The sequence below is a fragment of the Psychrobacter cryohalolentis K5 genome, from assembly GCF_000013905.1.
Taxonomy (GTDB): Bacteria; Pseudomonadota; Gammaproteobacteria; order Pseudomonadales; family Moraxellaceae; genus Psychrobacter; species Psychrobacter cryohalolentis.
This window is the reverse complement of sequence record NC_007969.1, coordinates 2,232,730-2,258,766: the sequence shown is the minus strand read 5'-3', so window position 1 is coordinate 2,258,766 and position 26,037 is coordinate 2,232,730. Positions and strand designations below refer to the sequence as shown.

Below are 26,037 nucleotides of genomic sequence, written 5' to 3'. Positions count from 1 at the left end.
CTAAAATCAGATCTTTTAATAATTTGGAACCTATCCACACAGTACAATTACCTGATAATAACAATATATATACATTTATTATATAAACTAAATATATATTCAAGTATTTGTATATATATTGTAACATATATGTGTGCAACTGTACACTCGAATAGTGCTTAAAAATCACATTTAGTGTGTGATGGTTAGTTGGTTAAACTTGGGTCATAGAAGGCAGTCATAAAGCTTGATATTTTTTTAATATCCAGCTCTAAGTCGCTGATGTATAGCGGAAATTGGATGCTTGGGGCGTTAGAAAGGTAATATCTTGCTTGCAGTGAAGATGAGTGAAATATGTCCGTTGTTTTTGACAAGGTTTATGCTTGGCGATAGCTATTCTTTAGCGAATAGAATGCAATGATATCTAGAAATAAAAGTTTAGATTTTATAGTGATGGAAAGCTTGTTAAAAAGATCGGCTAGCCTTAATTAGCCGATCTTTTTGATAGCGCTAGACAGATTAACTATCGCTTTGAGATACTGCTAAATCACTAGCATAAGCAAATAAAGCGGGCGCGCCGCCAGTATGCCAAAACAACACACTGTCCGTTTTTTTGATTTTACCGGTACGAATCATATCGAGTAGTCCGCCCATCGCACGACCTGTATAAACAGGATCTAATAATATCCCTTCCATTTGCGCGGTCATGGCAATGGCTTCATTTTCTAGTGCACCAATCACTCCATAACCGTCTCCCACATAATCAGAGTTAAGCACTAAATCTGCCTCTGAGAAGGTGTAATCTGCCCCAATCAATGCCGCCGTGCTATTGGTGAGGGAGATGATATACTGATCAAACGGCACTTTATCGGTTTCACTTTTATCAATATTGATGCCCACTACCTGATAAGGCGAGTTAAAGATTTTATTGCCCAGCATCAAGCCCGCTTGTGTCCCGCCGGAGCTGGAGGCAAAAACGATATGCGTGAATGAGATATCCATCTCTTGACGTTGTAATTCAAGCTCTTTAAACGCTTCAACAAAGGCAAAAGCACCGAGCTCGCTTGAGCCGCCATAAGGAACAATGTAAGGTTTCTTACCTTCTTTTTTGAGTTGTTCTACGATATCAGGTATGTCTTCCCCTTTACGGTTGCTGCCTGCCCAGTGGATATGACAGCCAAAAATCTTATCCAGTAAGAGATTGCCTTGCAACTGTTCTGGTTCTTGTCCACCCAAAACTAAATGGCATTCAAGTCCCAAACTGGCTGCGGCAGCTGCGGTCTGGCGACAATGGTTTGACTGCGCGGCACCTGCTGTCACGATTGTATCCGCACCTTGAGCAAGAGCGTCCCCAATGATAAATTCAAGCTTTCTGGTTTTATTACCGCCTAATGCCAGTCCCGTATTGTCATCGCGTTTCATATAAATTTTAGGACCATCGAGTGCTTTGCTTAATCTGGTCAGCTCAATCAACGGCGTTGGGAAAAACCCTAAAGGTTGCCGATTCATACTCGGCAGGCTTGGTATAGATTTATTTTGCATCATTCATCCTCTCTGAGATAGGGCAAGTTACAGATACTTTGGAATAATATCCGACCATAATAACGATTGGAGTCATACGGATTTCCTATAATTATAAGCTATAAATGCGAATGACTCAGTCTTGGCGAGCTACTGCTATTTACTTTTATATTGGTATAAAACCTACTTTGGAAAATTTTGGGGTATTTCAGTGATTCAACCTAAAAAAATGGTGGTCATACATAGAGTATAACCACCACCGGAGAAGTATTTTGAGAATAGAGTAACTAAAACTTAAATAGCAGGCTTAAATTTTCTACGGTAGATACTACGTATGACAGGCATGAATATCATCAAAATAGCCAACAACCATAGCACTACTGTGATAGGGCTGCTCCATAAAATACTAAGCTCGCCTTGAGAGATAGACAGGGCACGTCTTAAGTTAGACTCCATGAGCTCACCCAATACATAGCCCAAAATAAGCGCTGATAAAGGGAAGTTTAGTTTACGTAAGAAGTAACCAAATACACCAAGTGCCACCATAAAGACCAAGTCAAAGGTCGTGCTATGGATAGAATATACGCCAACGAAACTGACCGCAGCAATGGCTGGTATCAAGATATAGTTCGGCACGTCAAGCAGTTTGGCGAACAAACCCACCAAAGGGATGTTCATGATTAGCAAAATCACGTTACAGATAAATAGTGAGGCAATCAGACCCCATACGATATCTGGCTGCTCAGTAAATAACTGCGGACCCGGTGTGATGTTATATAACGTCAATGCACCCATCATGACTGCTGTCGTACCAGAACCCGGCACACCTAGCGTCAACATTGGCACAAATGAGCCACAAGCTGAGGCATTATTTGCTGCTTCTGGTGAGGCAACACCGCGAAGATCCCCGTCACCAAAAGTACCGGTATCACCAGCGATTTTACGTTCACTGGCATAAGTCATAGCACTGGCAATCGTTGCGCCTGCACCTGGTAAGATACCAACGACAAAGCCCATGAGACCACTACGTAGCATGGCTCCAAAAGCAAAAGTAAACTCTTTGAAGTTTAAGAGACTGCGCTTACCTTGTTCAATAACCTTATGACCTGTCGTGGTTTTTTCGAGCAAGATTAGAATTTCACTCACACTAAAGAAACCAATAACAATGGTAGTAAATTGAATACCATCAGACAGGTTGACCGAATCAAAGGTAAAGCGATAAATACCCGTAACTGCATCGACACCAACGGTTGCTAGACCAAGACCAATTAATGCGGCAATACCCGTCTTAACTGGTTGATCACCTACTAGACCACTTAAGCATGTGATAGCAAACACCATCAATACAAAATATTCAGCAGGTCCAAATGAGATTGCCCATTTGGCTAATAACGGCGCAAATAGCACCACGCCGATTGTCGCGATAGTGGCACCAACGAAAGAGCTGACAGCAGATAAAGACAGTGCAATACCAGCTTTGCCTTGTTTTGCCAATGGATAGCCATCCAAAGTCGTCATAATAGCGCCGGCATCACCGGGTACATTAATGAGAATGGCAGAAATACGACCACCATATTCACAGCCAAGATACACGGCTGCAAGCAGAATGAGCGCACTTTCAGGCGGCAAACCAAGTGCAAAAGCAAAAGGCAGTAATATCGCTACACCATTAATCGGGCCCAGACCCGGCAACATGCCAACAATCGTACCTAAAAAAGCGCCGATCAGTGCAAGCAGTAAGTTTTTTGGGGTAGATGCAACAGCAAAGCCATGCATCAAAAAATCAAAAGTATCCATATTGGCTATCCTATTATCCCTGACAACAATCCGAGTGGTAATTTGACATCTAAAAATAGGTCAAATAAGACATATAAACCAATACTGATTAACACTGAAAAGATAAAACTCTTTAGAGGATTACCGGCAAAAAGTAAACCTACGGCGAAAGACATCAGAATAGTGGCAAGAATAAAGCCCAATACTTCAAAAATGAGACCATAGACCAATAAGGCAAGCGCACATAAAATAAGATTACGGATGATCGTTTTGTTTAAACCCAATTCAATCGCTTTAGTAAAACTGGCGGGACGAAAAGCAACGACTAAGCAGCCAAAGGCAAGCAGTGAAAAGATTAAAATAGGGTAAGGACGAGGACCAATTGGGTCATAAGCAATAGGGGCAACATAACCAATGGCTAAGTATATTAAGAATATACTGACCAGTGCCATCAGCCCGGAAAACAAACGTTCCATTGTCATAAGGAGCATTCCTTGAATTTTGGGGGCAAAAGGCTGACAGATAGACATCCTGCCAGCCCTTTGAGAAATACCAAAACATTTGATATTCAATTGCTAAAGGTTATTAAATCTTAACGTAACTATTTGGTTGGTGCTGCTTCAACAAGACCATATTCAGCAGATAACTCGCGTAGTTCGCCCGTACGTTTATAAACGTAGGCTTGTAGCTCATCGCCAGTCATAGAGAAAGGTAGCAATTCTTGTTGCTCACGTATTTCAGCGAATTTCGGATCAACAAGCATCTTATCGAAAGCCTCTTTCCACCAGTTATAAGCACTAGGGCTTACGTCTGGACCCATGTAGTAACCACGAACGACTGGCCACGTCACATCATAACCTTGCTCTTTCGCAGTAGGAATATCGGTCATCGTGCCGCCCAATCTTTCATCTGCAAATACTGCTAATACACGTAATTTACCTGCATTGGCTTGCGGCATAATCTCAGCAATACCGGCACTAACAACAGTAATATGATTGCCCATCACCGCTGTGATCGCTTCACCGCCGCCTTCCATGGCAACATAAGTCATGTCACTAGGCTTAACCCCAACGGCTTTAGCTAAAATAGCGGTTTGCATCCAATCTTGACCGCCAACACTACCGCCAGCACCAAAGCTGATAGCTTTTGGATCTTTTTTGAGCTCAGCAACTAACCCAGCTAGATCTTTAATAGGAGAGTCTGCATTGACTGCAATAGCACCATAATCAGTACCAACACCAGCTAGCCATTTCACGTCTTTTTCAGTGAATTTACCAAATTTACCTTGCGATAAATTAAGAATAGAGCCGGTAGAGAAGGCAATAATGGCATCGCCATTGTCACGGTCATTAGCAACGATTTTGTTATAAGCAACAGCGCCGACGCCGCCTGGCATATAGGTGACGCGCATAGGATCTTTTAAGATACCAGTATCTCTTAAGCCAGCTTGAGCAAGCTTACAAGTCAAGTCAAAACCGCCACCTGGTTTGGCAGGCGCAATACATTCTGGACGTGAAGGGGCAGTGAGCTCAGTTGCGCCATCTACGGCAGTCGCATCTGTACTGGCAGTTTCGTTTGCATTGTTACAAGCGGTCAAAGATAGGATAGACAGGCCAAGAGCCAGATAGGATAGTTTTTTCACACGACACTCCTTGTGTGTATTTTTACAATAAAAATTCAATAGAATTTTGGCCAAAATATAAAGTTATTACAGGTAAAGTGAAGACTCGATTAACGAGATGACTAAACTTCGTAACAGTAGAGATTTATCACTTGCCAAAAGTAACAGAATATTTTAAAAATAACAAGAAACATATGTATGTATATATGAATTTTATAGTAATATATTAAATTGAAGGCGATATAGAATCTTCTGCGATAGGGATATGAAGGACAAGTAAAAGACCCTAATGCCTCTAAGGTAAGGTATTAAAGTCAAATAAAAACAAGTAGTTGGTATGATTGGATGATAATGAGAATTATTTAGATGTATCAAAAACCACGTTGATATCAGTACCATTACGAGGCTAAAACAACAATTTAAGCAGTTATGAATTTAGTGAGAAAAATAGATATTTTGGGAGCAAAAATATAGCAAGCAGGTGTAAAATTTTTAAAAAATCACGGTATATTTTACCTATGAGAAGTTAAAATATCAGCTGGATAAGTAAAATTGCGAGTATTCCAATACCAATATCTAAGGGCACTGCCTTGAATAGTAGCGCATTAAAAAGCTTGTCTTTGTTTATAACGACTTGAGAAGCGCCTAACATCAGACTACCTCCTGATGAGAAAGGCGAGAGTGATGAGCTTTGCGCCCCCACAACAATACAGGTAAATAGTAATAAAGGGCTTAGTCCAGAGGCAACGGCTAGGGGAAGGACCATAGGGAATAAGGTAGGGGCGACTACCCCGAGCGTACTAGCAAATATCGACATAATGGCGCTAATCACAAAGACTAAAATCGGTATCATCCAGATGGGTACATTGGTACTTAGCCATTCTGTCAGCTCGTAAATAACACCTATTTCTACTCCGAGGCTGATTAACATACCAACACCACAAATCATAATGAGGGTATTCCAAGGTATTAAAGCAATCACTGCTTTTTCATCGCCTAATTTTAAAAATAAGCTCACTAAAGCAAAAAATATAGCGATAAAACCAATGTCAATCCGAGCGTTCAAAAACTGAATCGCTGATACTTGTGGCATGAGTAGATTTAAAATGGGCACGATAAGTACAATAGCCATCATAATAAAAATCAGTATAAGAGACTGTTTTTGTTTACTATCAAAGGGTTCTGGTATGGTCGTCTGAATCGCGATTTTGCTGTTTTTGGCATTGATAAAGCTATAAGCACCCAATACAATCATAGGCATTATAAAAGTGACAGCGAATATCCCTAACACATAAGTAAAAGTATTATCATTTGCGACGCCTGCGCCGCGCATCAGCTCTCTAAAAATAACACCGCTTTGTGAGGTGATAAAGTTAGCACCCGCTAAGGCACCATAGTTCACTGATAAAGTAGCAATGACAAGATTCAAGTTAGTGCGTTTAGACAATAGCAGGATCATCGGTGCCATCGTTGCTAAGACCGTATAATAACCAGCCCCTAAGCCTGCAATAATCGTGGCCACAAGGAAAATGACTAAAGGTAGGAATGCGGGAAAGTGACGGCACTTATAGATTAAATGATTGGATAGCTTTTCTAAAGCACCGTTAGCTAGGGGAAAGTTATAGAAAAGAGTCACCGCAAAAATAACAAAGAAAATTTTGAGAGGCCATAGCTCAACAATTTCATGTGCCTTCATCCCCATACCGAAACAACCGATTAGATATGAAAATGCAATAGCAAATAGGCCAATATTAATCTTAGTGGTATAGCCCAAAATGATACATATCACGATGGCGGCTAGAATATAAAGAGTCACGACTACTCCTTGACCTTAACTGTATGAATTCTATAAAAAACCATAGCAGTTTTTACAGAGTAAAGAGTATTACGCTAATATTGACACAGGGTTTTCTGGACTAGAAGAGCTTATAAATCTTCAAAGTGCATTTGTTTGAATAGAATGATAGCAAAAAAGTTGGCGTTAATTAGGAAAGATTCATCATAAAAATATAATAATGCTTTAATATTAATGTGATACCGATCGAATGCGCTGAAAGCTTAAGAGAAGTTGATCAGGGATAACGTAGTTTTACAGCAATAGCAGTGCTTGACGAGATTGAAACAGTTAATAAAAACCTTTCCACTGTGGTGAAAAAAATGCTAAATAATTTCAAAGAATTTAAGATGCCACGTTATGAGCAAGTGCGATGGCATATACAGACGTTACTGACAGAGAGTAAGTGGGATGAAAACACGCCCTTACCGACGGAGCAGGAGTTTGCAGATAAGTATGAAGTATCTGTAGGAACCGTCCGTAAAGCGGTCGAAAAATTGGTAGAAGATGGGGTGTTAATAAAGCAGCAAGGCAAAGGCACCTTCTTAAAACGTCCAGATTTTGCAAGCTCACTATTAAGGTTTTTTAAGTTTCGTGATAAAGATGCTCGCTATGTCACGCCGACGGGCATAATTAAAAAAATCATAGTTATAGACGGTATTGATGACATTAATAAAAAACTAAATATAGGTAAAAACAAAGCGCTCATTTATATAGAGCGTACGCGTATGGTTGAAGACAGAGTCTTGTTAAGTGAAAAAATTTGGTTACCTAAGAGTCGCTTCCAAGCTTTTGCAACCTTAAATCCTGAAGATTTCGAGAATCTTCTCTATCCTTTTTACTATACCAAGTGTGGTCAATTTGTGTCGTCTGCTGTAGAGACGCTGTATTTTATAACCGATCACAGCGACGATTATTTGGGCAATACTAAGCAAGAAAACTTAGTTAAGGTATGCCGCATTGCGAAGAATCTAGAAGGTGATCCTATCGAATATAGAGAGTCCTATGGGCTGGCAGAGAAGTTCAGCTATGAGATTAATATTATTTAGGCGTTTATTAAACCTATATTGATAATTAAGTAACCGTTTGAGATAAACACATTAAAAGACAGTACCTTTAGGAAATACTAAAAGTACTGTCTTTTTTGCATATATTTTTCTGTGTTATCCATTACCCTGTATTGCGTAGACCTGCTGCCAAGGCATTAATACTACGGATTAATGGATCTTCAACGTCGAGGTCACCATGATTGGTATCGCTTGTAGCGTCTTTTTGTCTGGCACGCTTCAATAGCTCAATTTGGATATAGTTGGTTGGATCTAAATACGCATTACGCCATTCAAGAGAAGCGGCAAGATTCTGCTGATGCTCCAATAACGACTCTTGGTTAAGCAAAGAGTTTAAACCTGAATGGGTAAGCTCGTGCTCATCCGTCACCGCTGTCATAATCTGTTCACGTAACCTCTCATCGTCACATAATTGGCTATAAGCATGAGCAATACTCATATCAGACTTGGTAAACGCCATTTCAATATTGCTAATAAACACGTTAAAAAATGGCCAGCAGTCAATCATTTCTTTCATCAGTGCTTCATCATCGATGACGCTATGCAACGCACTGCCGACACCATACCAAGCGGGCAGTGTAAAGCGCGCTAATGACCAGCCAAATACCCAAGGAATTGCGCGCAAGGTTGTTTTGCTTGGTAAGCCTTTATTACGATGTGCTGGGCGTGAGCCAATATTTAATAAAGAGATTTCTGCCACTGGCGTCGCTTGAGAGTAGAACTGATAAAACCCTTCGGTATGATCCGTTAGCTTGCGATAACGCTGCTCACCTGCATCTGCTAAACGCGCAAAGAGCGCTTCATAATGTGGCAGTTCAGGCGGTTGCACCACGAATCTTGAGGAGCAAGCTTTAAGCGTGCCAGTGATGCCCATGGTCAGCTCAAATACAGCGGTATCAGTGTTGGCATATTTGGCATAAAGGACTTCGCCTTGTTCGGTCACTTTGATTTGCCCATGCAGTGTACCAGCGGGTTGCGCGGCAATCGCTTTATGAGTTGAGCCGCCACCACGACTTACTGAGCCACCGCGACCATGAAATAGGCGGGTTTTGATACCGTATTTTTCAGCAATACTATTTATGGTCTGCTGCGCGCTATAAAGCTGCCATGCAGAAGTAATGATGCCACCATCCTTTGATGAATCTGAATAGCCCAGCATGATTTCTTGAGTGTTATCTGAGTGTCGTAGCAACCCTCGATACAGCGGATTATCTAAAACCGCAGGCAGGATCTGATCGATGTTTTTAAGATCTTCGATGGTCTCAAATAACGGTGCTACGGGCAAGTCGGCAGACAGTCGCCCTTCGTCATCCACTCTACATAAGCCTGCAAAGCGCATGAGTAGCAATACTTCTAATAATTGACTGGCGTTATTGGTCATTGAGATAACATAACTGCCAAAAGTATCTTGCCCAACCAGTTTGCGTAAAGTCGCTACTGAGTGCATCAAGGCCAATTGTTCACGGGTTTTATCCGTTAAATTATCGGTATAAATAAGCGGTGTGCCTGGTTTCTCAAGCAGGCGCGTTAGCCATTCTTGGCGCTCGGTTTCATTGAGGCTTTGATAGTCAGGCAAGTTAGAAGCATTGGCAAAAATATCGGCAATCACTTCGCTATGATAAGACGACTCTTGGCGAATATCGAGCGCTGCCAAATGGAAGCCACAGGTTTTGACCAAACGTATTATATCGAGTAGTAAGCCTTCGCCATGTGCAGTATCATGAGTATTCACACTTTGACGGATGATGCGTAAGTCTTCTAATAGTTCTTGTGGATTGGCGTAGGCATCTTTTTTAGCCTCAGTATCACTCCCTTTGCTTTGGATTAAAAGATTGGTGGCTTTGACTTTATTCAGGATTAAGGAGAGGAATCTGCGATAAGGTTCATTGCCGTAATCATCAAGATTGTAATCAAAGACTCGTCTGTCGAGCTCACTATAACTTTCAATCTTGGCATACACATCAGGTTCGATAGTAACAATCGTATCACTATGAATAAGCTGACGACGTAGTTTCTTAAGCAACACTTGATAGTGACGCAATACAGTATCTGCATGCATCAATACGGCCATTTCTGTAGTGTCATGAGTGACAAAGGGATTGCCATCTCTATCGCCACCGATCCAAGAGCCAAAGCTTATGATAGCAGGTAGAGGGTAGTCTGTTAGCTCAGGATAGATATCAATAATAGCGTTTTTAATATTACGATAAACCTTGGGAATGGCGTTGAATAAACTGGCATTGAAATAATGCAGACCATTATTTATTTCGTCATAGACCAAAGGCTTACGCGTCCGCACTTCATCAGACGACCATAGCAGATCAATCGTTTGCGCCGTTTTTTCTCTGGCTTGCTCGTAGGCAAAACTGTTTTGTGCAACGTTATTTAAGGCATCGCTATGCGTAAATAAACCTTGTAATAAGTTCATCGTTGTACGTCGACGCGCTTCAGTAGGATGGGCGGTAAATACAGGGATGAATTTTAGTTGCTCAATGAGCTCTTGCATCTGTGCTGGCTCAATATTGCGCTCACGACACTCTAGTAAAGTACGGCGAAACGATCCTTCCCAGCTCTGCTCTGATTGCATACGTAATGCATGGCGCTCTTCACGTAGATAATTCTCTTCACTTAGATTGGCTAAGAAAAAGTAGATAGAAAAGCTGCGGATGACATTTTTTAAGGATTGATTGTCCAAAGAGGCAATAAAATCGATGAGCTTCTGCTTATGAGCTTCATTAGGCTCACGGCGCTGTTGAATAAAACCTTTGCGCAGCGTTTCAATAGTATGCAGCGTTTGTTCACCAGTCTGGCGAGAAATCGCATCCCCTAGGAAGGAACCTAATAAACTAATGCGTTCACGTAATATGTCATTATCTATTATCATCCTTGACCTTCTCCTTAAATTAATTAAAAAATAGTGAAGCAGCAAATCTGTAATGTTGTATAAAGAAAAATACTGCTTAATATAATGTTTAGTAATGAGCAGTGAATAGGACTAATATTAAATTTTATCAAAGACTTAGTATCTTTGATAAAAGCGAATCAGCACAATAATGAGACGATAAAGGCTGGTAAGCTATCTTCTAAAGTGTAGCATGGGTGACTTCGCATATTAAAGAAGTTAGCGGATATAAGTTAACGGCAATACCGAGGCGGTTAAAAGCGCGTGAGATTGAAAGTTATATGATAGGCAAGAAATATGGGCAAAATTATTGGAATACCTTTTATACGTGAATTGGTAGCGTTTGCTAAAAAAGATATATAATTATGATATCTAAAATATAGGCACTGAAAACATGAATATCGAAAGCGACACCGCCAATCAAATCGCTAATCAAATAGAAATCATCTATGAAGATGAATTTCTGGTGGCGATTAATAAAGAGGCTGGGCTGTTGGTGCATCGCAGTTGGCTGGATAAAGGCGAGACACGCTTTGCCATGCAGCTCACCCGTGATGCGGTAGGTTGCCATGTATTTCCGGTGCATAGGTTAGACAAGCCTACGTCAGGCGTGTTGTTGTTTGCCAAGAGCTCAGCCGTGGCGCGCAGCCTTACGGAGGCTTTTACTGAACACAAAGTGACCAAGCAATATTTAGCTGTGGTGCGCGGCTATATGTCAGAACAAGGCACCGTTGATTATGCGTTGAGCTTTCAGCCCGATGCTATTGCCGATAAGTTCGCTAATTTGGATAAACCGGCTCAAGAGGCGGTAACCCATTGGCAAAGTTTGGCACAAATTGAGTTGCCATTTGCGGTGTCAAAAAAGCATGACACGAGCCGCTATAGTCTAATGCGCTTAACCCCCGAGACCGGACGTAAGCATCAACTGCGTCGGCATATGAGACATTTATTCCATCATATCGTGGGTGATACCAGCCACGGCGATGGAAGGCACAATCGATTTTTTCGTACTCAATATGGTTGCGCGCGCATGCTACTGCATGCTCAGACTTTAGCGCTCAGCCATCCGGTCACTGGTGAGCCATTGTTACTAAAAGCGGGATTAGACGATCAATGGCTGCGAATTATGGAAGAGTTTGCTTGGGTAGAGAGCGCTAAAGTTTAAGCAGCGTAAAGTTTAGGGTTTATCTTCAAAAGTCATATCAAAACAGTCGACATACAGGTCTTAGTGTAGTTAGCGGGTTTTAAAATAATAAAGACCAAAAACACTATAGTTGATCCATTGTTAAAGGAGTACAGCACTACTGGGGTTAATTATTCGCAGCCTCTGTCTGTATAGGCACAGCAAGCAAGAAAAATTAACCCCAGTAGTGATTGATAATATTTGTATTTCTTTTTCTTTTATTTAGGACTGACTATAGCGTTATAGCAGAAGTTTCAAGTTCATAGTGAGGACTTGAACTGACATTTGCTGTCAAATTCGTAGACATTAACTTGGAAGACATCAACCTGGAAGATTACCATTTCAAAAAATACTCATTTGCAGTAATAACTTCACCAGTTTTTTCAACCCCTTAACTCAAATCGCTATTTGGACTGTTTCCAAATAATCGTTTATATTCTCGGCTAAATTGGCTGGGGCTTTCGTAGCCTACTTGCATGGCAATCTGTGATATTTGAGAGTCATTGGTTATGATCAGACGCCTCGCTTCCATTAATCGTAATTTTTTTTGATACTGTAGCGGACTCAACTGTGTAATCTCTTTAAAGTGTTGGTGAAAACCTGAGATACTCATACCACATCGGCTCGCCAAGTCTCCAATCACCACAGGTTCGTCTAAATGCGCTTTTAGCCAATCGGTTGCTTGTGCAATACGGTGAGTATGACTGCCATTGATGACCAGTTGTCGCAACTTATTCCCTTGTTGTGCCGAGAGCAGGCGATAATAAATTTCTTGCTGTATTAAAGAAGATAAAAAACCAGTATCATTTGGACAATCAAGTAAGTTTACCAATCGCTCAAACGCTTGCATTATAGCGTCATCTAATTGCCATTTTATTCCCAAATAACCTTCTTTTACTTGTTGTTGAGGCGGTATTCTAGCGAGTACTTCTTGAATCATCACAAGATTTAATTTCATTGATAAAACGATGACAGGATGGTCTGACGAAGCATGCTTAATATGCATACTTAAAGGAATATCGACAGGGCAAAACATCAGGCTGCTATTGTCAAATTTTTGGCAATCTTTTCCTAAGTAAATCTCGCGCTCGCCTTGTAGGACGATACATATGCTAGGCTCTTGAATATAGCTGACGGTTTTACTTGGTCTGTCAGCGCAATAGAAAAATAAGTTTGGAATAGTAGATTCGATCGTTTTATTTTTGAGTAATATTTTAAGTAACTGCTCAATGGTCTTTAACTGCATAATTTTTCGCTTACTTTTAGGTTTGCTTGATAATATAAATTTTTGGATAATTAGGCAAGAGTTTTGTAGGACTGTTCTAACGAATTGTTGGTTGCGTATCTATAATAATCCTATCACGACGTATCAAGTCTGATTTTAATCATATTCAATAAGTCTACATAAGGAACGCATAATGAAAATATTTTATAAAACTCGTGCTACAGCAACTGGTGGTCGTTCTGGACATACAGGTCTTGACGATGGTTCGCTCGGTTTTGATTTGGTATCCTTTCAAGAAAAAGATAAAGAGGGGGTGAATCCAGAGCAGCTGTTTGCGATGGGTTACGCTGCGTGTTTTGATAGTGCGCTAAATATGACTGCACAACAAATGAAACTACCCGTAACCGCTTCGAAAACATCTGCCCAAGTTGGTATTGGTATGAAAGCTGATAATAGCTATAACTTAGATATAGAGCTGGCTGTCGAAGTATCTGGTATTGATGAATCGCAAGCACAAACTCTAATCGAGACGGCTCATCAAGTTTGCCCATACTCTAATGCCACTCGTGGCAATGTTGATGTGCGCTTGCATGTTACGATTGTTTAAATAGCGTTTGTCATTAAAAGCCAATAACTATAAAAAATAATACAACAATAATAAAATTTAAAATTGCTTGGCTACCTAGAGTAGCCAAGCAATTTTTTATGGTACTAAGCAATATAAATACTGCAATATAAATACTGCAATATAAATACTAAAATTCTTACACAAGCTCCACTTTATTGTCTTCCGCTGACTAAGTTACAATGGCTAGCAGCGATTAATAAATCGACTTTATAAGCACTGGGTACATAAGCTGCCAATTACTTTTAGCTCAGATTAAACTGTTTATGGGTGTCTGTTAGATGCATTGTACTGACACTTAAAAGACAGATAATGACTTTTGATGAAGTAGCGAAGACCAGTAAAGTTAGCAACCAAGGTAAGTAATGATATAATGCCCCGACAATCGATATTTTATAAAGGGTTTACCTTATGGCTCGTACAGCTAGCGCATTACACATTTTAGTAAAAGACAAAGAACAAGCTGAAGATATCCTTGCCAAGCTTAAAAAAGGCAACATGTTTGATGTGTTGGCTAAGAAATACTCAACCTGCCCATCAGCTAAAAAAGGCGGCAGCTTAGGTGAATTTAAGCAAGGCGATATGGTACCGCCGTTTGATAAAATCTGCTTCAGCGGCGAACTCCTCACTCCACACTTAGTGAAAACCAAATTTGGCTGGCATGTGGTTAAAGTGCTTTACAGAACGTAAGGGTTAGATTCTGAGCTTTGATTGATATCAATCTAGGATTTTCCGGTCCATTCCATATTGCCCTAATAAAAAAAGCCTCAGTCGTTAGACTGGGGCTTTCTAAATATTTGGTAGGCATAAGCAGACTTAAATTGCTGATAACACCCTATATCGTTCAAAGTAGGTCGACCAAATATCATAATACGACAATATCTTATATGTATTGATTTTATTAGCCTACACAATCGATTCTATAGGCTGTTTTTTATGTGTCATCGATATTGTACATGGATATGCATTATAAGATTTAAAAGTGCTGACGCTATTTACTTTTTACCACACTCACAGCATTTCTAACACCTATCACATTTATCACAAGTTGACACTGCGCTGCAGCCACACTTCGGGCTAGTTACAACTAGCGCTATCACGTATCGCTGGTATCAGTGAGTTTACTCTATCTTTAGAAGTCACTTTCATGATAAGTCTTCGTCTTTGATAACTCATTCAGTCTGTCACTACTCACTAATTAAGACAACAATACCGCAATCAGTGGCTTTATTATTGGATGCATCATAATAGATAGTGCTCTTGCACATAGGTCACACAGAGCTCATAAAAAGCTTGAGCGGGCGGGGAAATGGATTTGTCAGCCAGTTTAAAGATACCGATTTGTCTGTTTAAAGAAGGGTCAAGTAAGTTTATCCAAACCAACTCGGGCTCATTAGAAGGAAAGGCAAGTTTCGGTAGAGTGGTGATACCAAGATCGTTTCTTAACAATGAGAACAGTGAGGTGATATTTTCTACTGTGTAGCGAGCTTTGCGATTGAGCACTTCTGCGGGTGTGTTCTCGAGTAATCGACAGGTGCCATTATAAATAAAAGGCTCTGCCATGAGTTGTTGCCATTTTAGCCCTTGAGAGTGACGCGATTCATGATTCAGCGCATTACTTTTAAGACAAACCACACCGATAGGATCTGATATAAGTGGGGTAAAATCAATATCTGTTTGATTGATACTCGTACAATTACCTAATGCCAAATCTACTTCGCCCGTGAGCAGCCGGTTTGCAACGCCAACCGCGTTATCATCTATCAAAACAATTTCAATATCAGGGTATTTCTTTGAATAGGCGACCAATACGCTAGGCAGTAACTTAGTCACCAGTGATGGTACGCTAGCAATTCTTATCTTCCCTTTATCGCCTGCTGCGGTCGCTCTTAAGTCCTCCTCAAATGCTTGATAAACACTGATGAACTGCTGAATCTTTGGCAAGCAACTTTCTCCAAACGGTGTCAGTGTTGCTTTATTGCCACTTTCGAATAAACGCTGATCCAGTGTTTTTTCCAGCTCTTTTATAGAGGCGGATAATGCGGCCTGTGTTCTATTGGCGCGGTTGGCTGCCACACGAAAACCCCCTTCTTCTACCACAAACAAAAAATGTCGTAACTGTTGTAGTTTCATAATCGTTAGTGCCTTTGTGCTTGCTGCCGTTGATCAGATACTATTTATTATAGCGATAGATTAAATCTATCATATTTAATATTTAATTAGTTAGATTTGTCACTATTTATTGCGTAGGATAATCAATAACACAGAAATTGCCAAACCATTCATTCAAAGGATATGACGATATGACGACTCCCTCAACCAAACAAGCGGTTCAGACTTCACTTTATGCCTCAAAAGCACCTCTTGAATGGGCAGTCACGAGTAATGGCACGTTATACACCGCGCAGATTCCTATTGATGAAAACGGTGATGTGGTCGCAGGTGGTATCGAAGCCCAAACCCGGCAAACCCTTGATAATTTAAAGCATACTTTAGAATGTGCCAATGTAGGCATGGACTCAGTCTTACAGGTACTCATTTATGTTACTGATCGTGAATATCTAAAAACGGTCAATCAAGTCTATGCGGAATATTTTACAGCACCTTATCCAAATCGCGCGGCTTTAGTGATAGCAGGACTTGCTCGTGAAGAGATGTTGGTTGAGCTAGTCGTTTATGCGAACGTACCATAATTTTTCCACTATATTTATACAGCTCTTTAAATCATTTTATCATTTGAATTTTAATAAACTGAGGACGCCACTATGTCAGCTCAAAACACACAAAAAGTATTACAGCAAGACCCGCAGCAATCCCTTTATATCAATGGTGAGTGGCAAGCGGGTAACGATACTATTGCTAATATTAACCCATCTGATATCAGCGAAACTATCGGCGAGTTCGCCCAAGCCAGTAGCGATCAAGTCAAAGACGCTATTGCTGCTGCCCGCCAAGCGCAGCCAAAGTGGGAGGCAACGCCGTTAGAGAAGAAGCAATCTATTCTGCAGGCAATTGGCGATGAGATGATTGCCCGTTGCGATGAATTAGGTACTTTATTGTCACGTGAAGAAGGCAAGCCATTTGCGGAAGGTCGCGGCGAGATTTATCGTGCCGGTCAGTTCTTCCATTATTATGCCGCTGAGGTGTTGCGTCAAATGGGCGATACTGCGGATTCAGTACGTCCAGGGGTTAAAGTAGAAGTCACTCGTGAAGCAGTCGGTGTCGTCGCTATTATCTCTCCTTGGAACTTCCCAACCGCAACTGCTGTGTGGAAAATAGCCCCAGCTTTAGCATTTGGCAATAGTGTCATTTGGAAGCCTGCCAATTTAACACCAGCCAGTGCGGTCGCCTTAGCTGAAATCATTCATCGTCAAGGGTTGCCTGAAGGCACATTCAACTTGGTATTGGGTGGCGGCTCATCAGTTGGCGATGCACTCATTAATTCAAAAGATATTGATGCAGTTAGCTTCACAGGTTCTGTGCCAACCGGTCGTAAAGTTGCTGCGGCAACCGCGCCAAACTTTGTCCGTTGCCAGCTTGAGATGGGTAGTAAGAATGCCTTGGTTATCGCTGATGATGCCGATTTACAAGTCGCGATTGATGCGGCGGTTGCTGGTGCGTTTGGGGGTTCAGGACAAAAATGTACGGCATCTTCACGCTTGATCGTCATGGATGGCATTCATGATGCTTTCGTCGATGGTGTCATTGCAAAAATGAAAACCCTAAAAGTTGGTCATGCGCTTGATGACGGTATCTTTATGGGTCCTGTGGTTGATGATAAGCAACTTGCATCCAACCTAGACTGGATTGAAAAGGCCAAGCAAGCCGGTGCCAATTTAGCCTTTGGTGGCGAGCGTTTAGATATGCCGCATGATGGCTATTATATGTCGCCTACCTTGTTTACTGAGACTGATAACAGCTGGGATATCAATCAAGAAGAGGTGTTTGCGCCCCTAGCTTGTGTCATGCGCGTCAAAAATTTGGAAGAAGCGATTGCGATGACTAATGATACTCGCTTTGGTCTAACCGGCGGTATCATTACCCAAAGCTTGCGTAATAGTGCGATGTTCAAAGAGCAAGTACAAGCAGGTTGCGTCATGGTCAATCTAGCCACTGCTGGTACGGACTATCATGTACCGTTTGGTGGTCGTAAAGAGTCTAGCTTTGGCCCGCGTGAACAAGGTCAGTACGCTAAAGAGTTTTATACTATTGTTAAAACGGCTTATCAAAAGGCTTATTAAGAGTCAGTTAATGACAGGTGCTAATAGTGATGTGTGGCTGGTAAAGATTCTCCTGCCACAATGCATTCGTAAAAGTATAAAAGGAATTAACCATGTATCAAGACCATATCGTCATTGACGGCTTACAGTATAGCCATTGGGATCGTGACTATTTCAAAATGCTGCAAGCCAGCGGTATCAATGCGGTACATGCCACCTTGGTTTATCACGAGGATTCGCGGCAGACAATGACACGCTTTGCAGAATGGCATGCACGCTTTGAGCAAAACTCAGATCTTATCTTACCAGTGTATTCAGTTACTGATATTGAGATGGCAAAGCAGCAAGGTAAAGTCGGTATCCTTTTTGGCGCGCAAAATTGTTCACCGATTGATGATGAAATTGGGCTTATCAGCGTGATGCGCCGCTTAGGACTACTGATCATGCAGCTGACGTATAACAACCAAAGCCTACTAGCAACCGGTTGTTATGAGAAGAATGATAGTGGCATTACGCGCTTTGGTCAGCAGGCGATAGCAGAGATGAATCGAGTTGGGATGATTATCGATATGTCGCATAGCGCAGAGCGTTCAACGCTTGAAGCGATCGAGTATTCTACGCGCCCGATATGTATCAGTCATGCCAATCCAACGGCTGCACACGATGCGCTGCGTAATAAATCTGATGCCGTTATTAGTGCCTTAACCAAAGCGGGCGGGCTGTTAGGTTTTAGCCTATATCCGTTTCATTTGCCGAATGGTAGTGATTGTACGCTCAATGATTTTTGCAGCATGGTTGCTGATTGTGCCGATAAATATGGCGTTGAGCATTTAGCCATTGGTAGTGACTTGTGCCTGAACCAACCGCAAGCGGTACTTGAATGGATGCGCAATGGACGCTGGTCAAAGGCAATGGATTATGGCGAAGGTAATGCCAACAATTCAGGTTGGCCAGATACTTTGCCATGGTTTGCAGGCAAGGACGGGATGGAGAATATTTATAACGGTCTGCTCAAACATGGTTTTAATGATGCTGATGCTGGAAAAATCATTGGACAAAACTGGTTTAATTTTCTTGAGAGTGGCATTAAGCCTTTAGTATAAATGCTAGGCACAGATGTAGCTTTCTAAAATGCTGGCTAAAACTCAAAGTAATAAGCATTAAAGTAACAAGCATTAAAATATAGATGGGTAAGACGGTTTAGATAAAACGCCAATTTAAATGACGCAACATTATCATATGGAATTACATCATGGCTGATTTAAAAGGATTTAACAGTAAGCAACATGAGCAAGGACGCTCTCATAAAACCGATAAGATAGCGGATAATTTAATGCATGTAGAGACTCCATCAGATACTTTAGGGCTAAAAAACCCAGCATTTTGGTACAGTGGCGGCTTTATCATTGCCTTTGTTCTTATGGCCATCTTTGCCGAAGAGCGTTTGGGAAAGCTCATCAATACCGGATTTTCTTGGTCGGCAACGGTCTTTGGTCCTTTTTGGCAAATTTTATTGTTAGCGACCTTTGTGATTGCACTAGCAGTCGGCGCAGGTCGTACAGGACGCGTCATTTTAGGTAATCTAGCGAAGCCTGAGATGGACGGTTTTAAATGGATGGCGATTTTATTCTGTACGCTGCTCGCTGGCGGCGGCGTCTTTTGGGCAGCCGCTGAACCTATCGCTCATTTCGTTAGCGCACCGCCACTGTATGGCGAATCTGCTGATATCCAACAACGCGCTTTCAATGCGCTATCTCAGTCCTTTATGCATTGGGGATTTCTAGCTTGGTCAATTGTCGGTAGCTTGACGGCTATTGTGGTGATGCATCTACATTATGATAAAGGCTTGCCGCTGAAACCGCGTACGCTTTTATACCCTATGTTTGGTGAGCGCGTGCTTACAGGTCATACGGGTGCAATTATCGACGCTTGCTGTATTGTCGCGGTTGCTGCCGGTACGATCGGTCCTATTGGATTTTTGGGATTACAAACCAGCTATGCGTTGAATACGCTGTTTGGTATTCCTGATACCTTTACTACCCAACTTATCATTATCATCTTTGCTATTGCACTTTATACGCTCTCAGCCATTAGTGGTCTTGCTCGAGGTATGCAGCTGCTCAGTCGCTTTAATGTCATATTGGCCTTTGGTCTGATGGTCTTTATTTTGATGTTTGGTCCTACCAAATTTATTGTTAATGGGTATATTCAAGGTGTTGGCACCATGGTGCAAAACTTTATCCCGATGGCAACCTATCGCGGTGATGAAGCTTGGCTTGGTGGTTGGACGGTTTTCTTTTGGGGCTGGTTTTTGGGTTATGGCCCGATGATGGCAATATTTATCGCTCGTATCTCACGCGGTCGCACGATTCGTGAATTGATTACGACCGTGTGCATTTTGGCGCCATTGGTTACCTGCTTTTGGTTCACGGTCATCGGCGGTTCGGGTCTTGCGTTTGAGATTGCCAATCCTGGTAGTGTGAGTACAGCATTTGAAGGCTTTAATCTTCCTGGAGCACTGCTTGCCATCACTCAGCAGCTGCCATTTCCTTTGATTACTTCCTTATTGTTTATCATTCTAACCATGGTTTTCATTGTTACTACTGGTGATTCGATGACCTATACCATCAGTGTCGTGATCAGTGGTGAGAGAGAGCCAAATGCTATCATTCGCACCTTTTGGGGCGTGATGATGGGGGTGACGGCGATTGTTCTTATCTCGCTTGGTGCAGGCGGCGTGACAGCGTTGCAATCCTTTATTGTCATTACGGCGGTGCCTGTCTCCTTTGTTTTGCTGCCATCATTATGGAATGGACCAAAAATTGCGCAGCAGATGGCAAGGGATCAAGATCTTTATCGCCCTAATAGCGTGGAAACTGCTCATCAACTCATCGAAGAGCAGCTTGTCGAAAAAAGTATTGGTAAAGAAGTTGATTAGATAGCGCTTTGTTATCGCTGATAGTTTATTTGCTCATAAAAACTGCAAATCTACAGTATTAAAAGGTGGTTGGTTCAACACATTATTGAAGGTGATAGTTATATGGAACATACTTTGCCAAACAACGATAGGCTAGATGCAGTCAGCTTCCGTACACCCGATGTGGTGATGCATTCTGAACGACTCGGCGCTATGCACCAAACGCGTATTAGCTTCGTCCGTACGTTATTGCGCAAAATCGACAAAGAGCATTGGACATTAAGCAAGCATCTGTGGGATTTAGATAATGACGGCTATGGACAGGTCATTTATCGTTTACAAACCCCTGAGCACGTTTATCATCTGGTGGTGTTTTGCAATCAGATTGCTGATGAAGAACGTAATGATCGTGTCATTGCGCAAAAATGGGATGTCACCTTTGCCCTCGTTTATGGAGAGATAGGAGACGAGCTACTTGCAAACCTAAAAGCCAATGTGCCATTACAAGAAGCGGGTCGTAACTCCAACATGGTGATGGTGCTGGCACGTGCCAATAAAAGCGTTCGGGTCTTTGATCATATTGTCAGCTCACTTGCTGAAGGTCAGCAGCCTGATTTGGACGTACTTGCGCAAGTGGGTTATATACTGCGTACCACGGCAGTTTATGGCAATGGCAAATTTGGTATTTATGACTTTAAACCGCTAGATCACAGTGAGGATTTTAATCAATCTTTTCGTGCCCAGATGTGTGCGGTGTATCTCATTCGAGAATTTAGCCTTGACTGGGTCGATTACTTGGCTCAGAAAAAGGGCGGTGATAAAGCGGTCAGCTTGCATCCTGAGATTAAGCAGTATCTGGGCATAGGTAATGCGACTGGTCTTGGCATGGCGCCTTATCTCATTAATCATCCTTGTGTCGTTGATCAATGGCTGAGTGCGCGTGAAGGCGCGCTACAAGCGGTGTTGGTCTGTGATATTGAAGATGATCGTAATAATAAAATCCAGCAGCTTTCACATTTAATGAAGCGCGCTATCCAGCATTTCTCTGAAGTGGTCACTATCAATGAGCCGCAAATTCTACTGAATAGTACCGTCGTTGATGAGCTGAATAAGCTACAAAACAACTTTACGAGCGAGATTGAAGGATGTGTTACGTGGGCTGATTTTTTACAGCGTCAGGCGTACCTTAGTTTTGAGAGCCAAGAGGTCATTACCTCTTGTCTGATGGAGCTGTATCCTGAGCTTGTTGATGCGTTTGCAGGGCAAGCCAATGCTGATGAAACCATGTCGCTGCCCGGTGGCAAAGTCGTACAAGATTTGATTGACGTATTAGAAGCGCGTTATCAATGGGCGATAAGTATTGATTTTGAGGCAGAAGATAATGTCTATTGGTTCTGGTATCGCTCAGAAGATAAAGAAGAGCCAAGAATGGGTGTGCGTGGACAAGAGCGTGGCGATGATAAGGAATTCCTGTTAGATATTGGTAGGCAGGCGAACACTTTATATCTGGCATTACAACAAGCGGATCCACAGCAACTGTTATCAGAATTTATCTTAAAGCAACCAAAGTATCGTTCTATTGCTCGGCGCGTCTGGACAATGGGACATAAAAAGATGGGCGATATTCAGATTAATGTGCTGCAAAAAACGGCATTACCAATGCATTTGTTACGCTGTAAATTGTCTATGTTTGGCGCGACTAAGTTCGATCCAAGATCAGATCGCTGGGTGCGTGTCACGCTATTCCAAGGTGCGCCTTTGTTTGCTGAAGTACACAGCGATGAGTGGCTGTTTCCTTTGTTACCAAATTTATCTGTACCGAAAAGAGGGTTAACCCATGATCGTATCGCATAACGAAATAGTGACCATGGTGAATAAAGCTTTTCTGGGTATGCAACGTGAAGTAGGCGAAGCTGACCTTATTGCTTCCATGGTAGCTGAGCTGCAAATGGCAGGTCTAAACGGTATTTTGCATTTTAATAATGCCAGTCCTTTTATTTTGTCTGAACGTGATGTTGCGATTGATATCATCTATCAAGGCGAGGGTGAAGTCAGATTAGATTTGCATGGGAGCAGTCTGGTCTGTCATCTACCGGCAGTGATGGATTATGTGATCGAAAAGATGGGCAGTCGAAATCATTTTAAAGTATATTTACAGAATTGTCATAACCGCTGGCTGGCTTATAGTGAGCTTGCAAAACTGGCGGCAAAAGGCATTGCTTGTTTGGCGAAGTGGGACAATGGTAGCGCACCCAAGCATACGATATTTACTTTAGATAGAAGATTTGTCTATCCTGATCTGTATTTTTTTAATGAAGCGCAGGCTAATTACAATACCAATGACATGGTCATTGAGTTATCAACAACCAACTTTGATATTGAACAGGATATTCAGTACTTTGATCGTAAAGTATCAACAGATGAGCTGTATGCAACCCATCAGCGGGCATGGAAAGAAGGTATTTATGTTGATGATGGGCAGTGGGCAACTCTGAAAAAAAGCGCTGCAGCGATATTGGTTGAAAACAGTGAGGCATCAAGTAAAGGGGCAGGAGGTATATAGCCTATAGAGCATGCATGCATTGCTGCTCAAACGACCATAGATGAAATTACAACCTGCAACGCAATAAAAAACAGCTCCTAACTAGGAGCTATTTTTCATCAGATAATACCATTAAATGTATGCTAATTAACGACGGTTTTGAACATATACGACTTTAGGTGCAGGTTTATGGTGTTGAGCCACAACTCTCCTATGTGCAACCTTCTTATGTGCAACTTTTTTAACCATTACTTTCTGAGGAGCTTTATGTTGCTTTGTATGGGTAACATGATGTTTTGCAACATGCGGCGCGGGTGCAGCACTTGCTTGACCAATCATAGCAAAACAAACGGTAGCAGCTACAATAGCGCTTATCATTGTATTTTTCATTATCATTTCCTTCCAAATTCGTATTCAAACATGAATTATTGATTGAGAAGCAAGACTTACCATCAAACAAAATGTCTTGATGAAGCCTTACTCTGTCGACAAAGGAAATGATAAAGGATTATGACGTTGCGTAGCTTTATGAAACTTGACGAAAGGTTACGACTGTTACTAACTGCTCCAATCTTCTTTAGAGATACGACGTTCTTGTATTTTGACTGGTACTGATAGAGCTAACCAAGTGATTGTAAGGTTCTTGTTGACACTGGCAATACGGTTATTATGGTTGAGCACGATATGCAGGTTGTCATAAGTAGCGATTGGATTATTGATATCGGTCTAGGCGCTGGTGATGAAGGTGGAAAAATTGTAGCGCAAGGATCATCTGAACAAGTAGCGCAGTCGGAAATTAATCGAACTGCGCGCTTTATGGGTTCGTAGTTCAAATCACCAAAATCTCATGGTTCCGAAAAATACAACAGCATTAACAGTTAACATTTAATCTATAGACTAGTTACAAGACCTAATCTAATATTTTATTATCTTTTGCCAGCGAGAAGCCAGCATGTCTAATTTAATGTTAACAATTAATCAGCAGGATTATGAGTTTGATAATCTTGACCCGCGAACGACATTGCTGGATGTATGTCGTCACCATCTACATATCACAGGACCAAAAAAAGGCTGCGATCATGGGCAATGCGGCGCTTGTACTATGATTATTAATGGTCGACGAATCAATTCTTGTTTGACATTAGCGGTCATGCACGATGGTGATGAGATTACCACCATTGAAGGTATCGGACTACCTGAATCGCTATCAGAATTGCAACAGGCCTTTAAAGACCATGATGCCTTTCAATGTGGCTATTGCACGCCGGGACAAATTTGTTCTGCAACGGCATTGATAGAGGAAATCAAACAACAGTGGCCAAGTCATGTGACTACTGATCTGCAAAATCCTAATGGACTGCTAGTACAAGAAATTTCTGAGCGCATGAGTGGTAATATCTGTCGCTGTTCAGCCTATCCTAATATTATCAAAGCCATCTCACAGGTGCTCGAAAATCAACAAGTATCAAACTCTTCTTCAGTGACCGACGATGCGCCTAATAATAGCCCAGCCAGTGTAGCTATTAGTGGTATTTGGTCGCCGCCGCCTAGCGAGGCACAAATTGGCGGTCATTCAATGGTAAAGCAAACTGCTAATGTTCCCAATGCTGCCAGTGCTAAGGGAGAACGTTTATGAAACGCTTTGAATATATTCGTGTCCTCGAACCGCAACAAGCCGTGATGTTTGCCACGCCTGAGGATGCATCTTTTATTGCCGGTGGCACCAATTTACTAGATTTAATGAAGATTGAGATTGAGACTCCTCAAAAATTGGTTGATATTACGCGCTTAGAGCTGCAACAAATAGAGGCTACTGCTGATGGTGGGTTACGCATCGGCACGCTGGTGACGAACAGTGATTTGGCTGCGCACCCAGCGGTTACGGCAGGCTACCCTGTATTAGCTCGGGCGATGCTAGCAGGGGCTTCAGGACAATTGCGTAATAAAGCGACCACAGGCGGCAATCTATTACAACGCACCCGTTGTTACTACTTTTATCAGCCCGATAGTCCTTGTAATAAACGCAATCCTGGTTCTGGTTGTCCCGCTATTAAAGGTGAAAATCGTCCGCTTGCTGTCTTAGGAACGAGTGATGATTGTATTGCTCAGCACCCATCAGATATGGCGGTAGCGATGCGCTTACTCGATGCCACTATTGAGACGCTCAAAGCAGACGGCACCTCGCGCCAGATTCCGATTAAAGACTTCTATTGCTTGCCAAAAGACACGCCAAATATCGAAACTGTCTTAGAGACAGGGGAGCTGATTACTCATATTGTTCTCCCAGCTCCAGTGAAAGGCATGCACACTTATGACAAAGTTCGTGATCGCGCCTCTTACGCCTTTGCTTTAGTGTCATGTGCGGCCGTAATAAACGTCAATAATCAAGGAAAATTAGAAACGGTACGTTTGGCATTTGGTGGTATTGGCACTAAGCCTTGGCGTAATGAAGCGGTTGAAGCATTACTCATAGGTACAGACGGTAACGTCAACATTATTTCGCAAGCGGCAGATTTGCTATTAAAAGATGCCAAGGGTAGTGGTCAGAACGATTTTAAGATACCGCTGACGAGTCGCTTGTTAAAGCAAGTTATTGAGCGCGCACTAACGGGTAAGGGAGCATAA

General features: G+C 41.9%; 22 protein-coding genes. 13 read left to right on the top strand and 9 right to left on the bottom strand.

Translation table 11 applies throughout. From position 1 onward, the window contains the following. Positions 1-498: 498 nt before the first annotated feature. The 5 genes from PCRYO_RS09340 to PCRYO_RS09320 form a co-directional block, all read right to left on the bottom strand. The gene (locus tag PCRYO_RS09340) at positions 499-1,524 is read right to left on the bottom strand and encodes a D-cysteine desulfhydrase family protein (protein ID WP_226939357.1); all 1,026 of its coding nucleotides are present in this window, start codon (positions 1,522-1,524) and stop codon (positions 499-501) included. Between the two features lie 270 nt (positions 1,525-1,794). Continuing rightward, positions 1,795-3,297 carry a tripartite tricarboxylate transporter permease gene (locus PCRYO_RS09335; RefSeq protein WP_011514147.1) on the bottom strand — a complete coding sequence of 501 codons (1,503 nt, stop codon included), beginning with the start codon at positions 3,295-3,297 and terminating at the stop codon, positions 1,795-1,797. Positions 3,298-3,302: 5 nt separating this feature from the next. Then, positions 3,303-3,758 (bottom strand): tripartite tricarboxylate transporter TctB family protein, encoded by a 456-nt coding sequence (locus PCRYO_RS09330; RefSeq protein ID WP_041753189.1) that lies wholly within the window; start codon positions 3,756-3,758, stop codon positions 3,303-3,305. A 119-nt stretch (positions 3,759-3,877) separates the two neighbouring features. Then, the gene (locus PCRYO_RS09325) at positions 3,878-4,918 is read right to left on the bottom strand and encodes a Bug family tripartite tricarboxylate transporter substrate binding protein (protein WP_011514145.1); all 1,041 of its coding nucleotides are present in this window, start codon (positions 4,916-4,918) and stop codon (positions 3,878-3,880) included. Positions 4,919-5,423: 505 nt separating this feature from the next. Beyond that, the gene (locus PCRYO_RS09320) at positions 5,424-6,713 is read right to left on the bottom strand and encodes an SLC13 family permease (RefSeq protein WP_011514144.1); all 1,290 of its coding nucleotides are present in this window, start codon (positions 6,711-6,713) and stop codon (positions 5,424-5,426) included. A 341-nt stretch (positions 6,714-7,054) separates the two neighbouring features. On the opposite strand from PCRYO_RS09320, the gene PCRYO_RS09315 reads away from it, so the two are divergent. Then, positions 7,055-7,780, top strand: coding sequence for a GntR family transcriptional regulator (locus PCRYO_RS09315; RefSeq protein WP_011514143.1), 726 nt, complete (start codon positions 7,055-7,057; stop codon positions 7,778-7,780). Between the two features lie 121 nt (positions 7,781-7,901). Here the strand turns inward: PCRYO_RS09315 and ppc are convergent, their stop codons facing one another. Then, on the bottom strand, positions 7,902-10,682 hold the full coding sequence (gene ppc, locus PCRYO_RS09310; protein ID WP_011514142.1) for a phosphoenolpyruvate carboxylase: 2,781 nt from the start codon (positions 10,680-10,682) through the stop codon (positions 7,902-7,904). A gap of 412 nt (positions 10,683-11,094) precedes the next feature. Here ppc and truC point away from each other — a divergent pair, with 412 nt between their 5' ends. Further along, the gene (gene truC / locus PCRYO_RS09305; RefSeq protein WP_011514141.1) at positions 11,095-11,865 is read left to right on the top strand and encodes a tRNA pseudouridine(65) synthase TruC; all 771 of its coding nucleotides are present in this window, start codon (positions 11,095-11,097) and stop codon (positions 11,863-11,865) included. 409 nt (positions 11,866-12,274) lie between these two features. On the opposite strand, the gene PCRYO_RS09300 is transcribed toward truC, so the two are convergent. Further along, a complete protein-coding gene (locus tag PCRYO_RS09300; RefSeq protein ID WP_011514140.1) occupies positions 12,275-13,129 on the bottom strand; it encodes an AraC family transcriptional regulator in 855 nt (284 codons plus the stop codon). 172 nt (positions 13,130-13,301) lie between these two features. Here PCRYO_RS09300 and PCRYO_RS09295 point away from each other — a divergent pair, with 172 nt between their 5' ends. Beyond that, complete coding sequence (locus tag PCRYO_RS09295) at positions 13,302-13,715, top strand: organic hydroperoxide resistance protein (protein ID WP_011514139.1); 414 nt, start codon at positions 13,302-13,304, stop codon at positions 13,713-13,715. Between the two features lie 429 nt (positions 13,716-14,144). Next, positions 14,145-14,423 (top strand): peptidylprolyl isomerase, encoded by a 279-nt coding sequence (locus PCRYO_RS09290; protein WP_011514138.1) that lies wholly within the window; start codon positions 14,145-14,147, stop codon positions 14,421-14,423. A 552-nt stretch (positions 14,424-14,975) separates the two neighbouring features. Here the strand turns inward: PCRYO_RS09290 and PCRYO_RS09285 are convergent. Continuing rightward, the gene (locus tag PCRYO_RS09285; RefSeq protein ID WP_011514137.1) at positions 14,976-15,866 is read right to left on the bottom strand and encodes a LysR family transcriptional regulator; all 891 of its coding nucleotides are present in this window, start codon (positions 15,864-15,866) and stop codon (positions 14,976-14,978) included. A gap of 170 nt (positions 15,867-16,036) precedes the next feature. Between PCRYO_RS09285 and PCRYO_RS09280 the strand changes: the two genes are divergently transcribed. From PCRYO_RS09280 to PCRYO_RS09255, 6 genes are all read left to right on the top strand, one after another. Next, positions 16,037-16,426, top strand: coding sequence for a RidA family protein (locus PCRYO_RS09280; RefSeq protein ID WP_011514136.1), 390 nt, complete (start codon positions 16,037-16,039; stop codon positions 16,424-16,426). A gap of 72 nt (positions 16,427-16,498) precedes the next feature. Beyond that, complete coding sequence (locus PCRYO_RS09275) at positions 16,499-17,974, top strand: aldehyde dehydrogenase family protein (RefSeq protein ID WP_011514135.1); 1,476 nt, start codon at positions 16,499-16,501, stop codon at positions 17,972-17,974. A 92-nt stretch (positions 17,975-18,066) separates the two neighbouring features. Continuing rightward, a complete protein-coding gene (locus tag PCRYO_RS09270) occupies positions 18,067-19,056 on the top strand; it encodes a membrane dipeptidase (RefSeq protein ID WP_011514134.1) in 990 nt (329 codons plus the stop codon). Positions 19,057-19,205: 149 nt separating this feature from the next. After that, positions 19,206-20,891 carry a BCCT family transporter gene (locus PCRYO_RS09265; RefSeq protein WP_011514133.1) on the top strand — a complete coding sequence of 562 codons (1,686 nt, stop codon included), beginning with the start codon at positions 19,206-19,208 and terminating at the stop codon, positions 20,889-20,891. A 102-nt stretch (positions 20,892-20,993) separates the two neighbouring features. Continuing rightward, a complete protein-coding gene (locus PCRYO_RS09260) occupies positions 20,994-22,724 on the top strand; it encodes a hypothetical protein (RefSeq protein ID WP_011514132.1) in 1,731 nt (576 codons plus the stop codon). Continuing rightward, complete coding sequence (locus tag PCRYO_RS09255; RefSeq protein ID WP_011514131.1) at positions 22,708-23,433, top strand: DUF3726 domain-containing protein; 726 nt, start codon at positions 22,708-22,710, stop codon at positions 23,431-23,433. Before PCRYO_RS09260 ends, PCRYO_RS09255 begins: the two co-directional genes overlap by 17 nt. 126 nt (positions 23,434-23,559) lie before the next feature. Here PCRYO_RS09255 and PCRYO_RS09250 read toward each other — a convergent pair whose 3' ends face one another. After that, a complete protein-coding gene (locus tag PCRYO_RS09250; protein WP_041753186.1) occupies positions 23,560-23,802 on the bottom strand; it encodes a hypothetical protein in 243 nt (80 codons plus the stop codon). 294 nt (positions 23,803-24,096) lie between these two features. On the opposite strand from PCRYO_RS09250, the gene PCRYO_RS13110 reads away from it, so the two are divergent. The 3 genes from PCRYO_RS13110 (at position 24,097) to PCRYO_RS09240 (ending at position 26,037) form a co-directional block, all read left to right on the top strand. Next, entirely contained in the window at positions 24,097-24,240 is a 144-nt protein-coding gene (locus PCRYO_RS13110; protein WP_198010334.1) for a hypothetical protein, read from the top strand. A gap of 124 nt (positions 24,241-24,364) precedes the next feature. Next, positions 24,365-25,048 (top strand): 2Fe-2S iron-sulfur cluster-binding protein, encoded by a 684-nt coding sequence (locus PCRYO_RS09245; RefSeq protein ID WP_011514129.1) that lies wholly within the window; start codon positions 24,365-24,367, stop codon positions 25,046-25,048. Further along, positions 25,045-26,037, top strand: coding sequence for an FAD binding domain-containing protein (locus tag PCRYO_RS09240; protein ID WP_011514128.1), 993 nt, complete (start codon positions 25,045-25,047; stop codon positions 26,035-26,037). Before PCRYO_RS09245 ends, PCRYO_RS09240 begins: the two co-directional genes overlap by 4 nt.

What these genes read in the sequence shown, in the direction of transcription:
- PCRYO_RS09280 (WP_011514136.1), top strand. Translation starts at nt 16,037, where the DNA reads ATGACGACTCCCTCAACCAAACAAGCGGTTCAGACTTCACTTTATGCC.
- truC (WP_011514141.1), top strand. Translation starts at nt 11,095, where the DNA reads ATGAATATCGAAAGCGACACCGCCAATCAAATCGCTAATCAAATAGAA.
- PCRYO_RS09285 (WP_011514137.1), bottom strand. Translation starts at nt 15,866, where the DNA reads ATGAAACTACAACAGTTACGACATTTTTTGTTTGTGGTAGAAGAAGGG.
- PCRYO_RS09270 (WP_011514134.1), top strand. Translation starts at nt 18,067, where the DNA reads ATGTATCAAGACCATATCGTCATTGACGGCTTACAGTATAGCCATTGG.
- PCRYO_RS09275 (WP_011514135.1), top strand. Translation starts at nt 16,499, where the DNA reads ATGTCAGCTCAAAACACACAAAAAGTATTACAGCAAGACCCGCAGCAA.
- PCRYO_RS09295 (WP_011514139.1), top strand. Translation starts at nt 13,302, where the DNA reads ATGAAAATATTTTATAAAACTCGTGCTACAGCAACTGGTGGTCGTTCT.
- PCRYO_RS09240 (WP_011514128.1), top strand. Translation starts at nt 25,045, where the DNA reads ATGAAACGCTTTGAATATATTCGTGTCCTCGAACCGCAACAAGCCGTG.
- PCRYO_RS09315 (WP_011514143.1), top strand. Translation starts at nt 7,055, where the DNA reads ATGCTAAATAATTTCAAAGAATTTAAGATGCCACGTTATGAGCAAGTG.
- PCRYO_RS09255 (WP_011514131.1), top strand. Translation starts at nt 22,708, where the DNA reads ATGATCGTATCGCATAACGAAATAGTGACCATGGTGAATAAAGCTTTT.
- PCRYO_RS09290 (WP_011514138.1), top strand. Translation starts at nt 14,145, where the DNA reads ATGGCTCGTACAGCTAGCGCATTACACATTTTAGTAAAAGACAAAGAA.
- PCRYO_RS09250 (WP_041753186.1), bottom strand. Translation starts at nt 23,802, where the DNA reads ATGAAAAATACAATGATAAGCGCTATTGTAGCTGCTACCGTTTGTTTT.
- PCRYO_RS13110 (WP_198010334.1), top strand. Translation starts at nt 24,097, where the DNA reads ATGCAGGTTGTCATAAGTAGCGATTGGATTATTGATATCGGTCTAGGC.
- PCRYO_RS09300 (WP_011514140.1), bottom strand. Translation starts at nt 13,129, where the DNA reads ATGCAGTTAAAGACCATTGAGCAGTTACTTAAAATATTACTCAAAAAT.
- PCRYO_RS09335 (WP_011514147.1), bottom strand. Translation starts at nt 3,297, where the DNA reads ATGGATACTTTTGATTTTTTGATGCATGGCTTTGCTGTTGCATCTACC.
- PCRYO_RS09265 (WP_011514133.1), top strand. Translation starts at nt 19,206, where the DNA reads ATGGCTGATTTAAAAGGATTTAACAGTAAGCAACATGAGCAAGGACGC.
- ppc (WP_011514142.1), bottom strand. Translation starts at nt 10,682, where the DNA reads ATGATAATAGATAATGACATATTACGTGAACGCATTAGTTTATTAGGT.
- PCRYO_RS09340 (WP_226939357.1), bottom strand. Translation starts at nt 1,524, where the DNA reads ATGATGCAAAATAAATCTATACCAAGCCTGCCGAGTATGAATCGGCAA.
- PCRYO_RS09245 (WP_011514129.1), top strand. Translation starts at nt 24,365, where the DNA reads ATGTCTAATTTAATGTTAACAATTAATCAGCAGGATTATGAGTTTGAT.
- PCRYO_RS09260 (WP_011514132.1), top strand. Translation starts at nt 20,994, where the DNA reads ATGGAACATACTTTGCCAAACAACGATAGGCTAGATGCAGTCAGCTTC.
- PCRYO_RS09330 (WP_041753189.1), bottom strand. Translation starts at nt 3,758, where the DNA reads ATGACAATGGAACGTTTGTTTTCCGGGCTGATGGCACTGGTCAGTATA.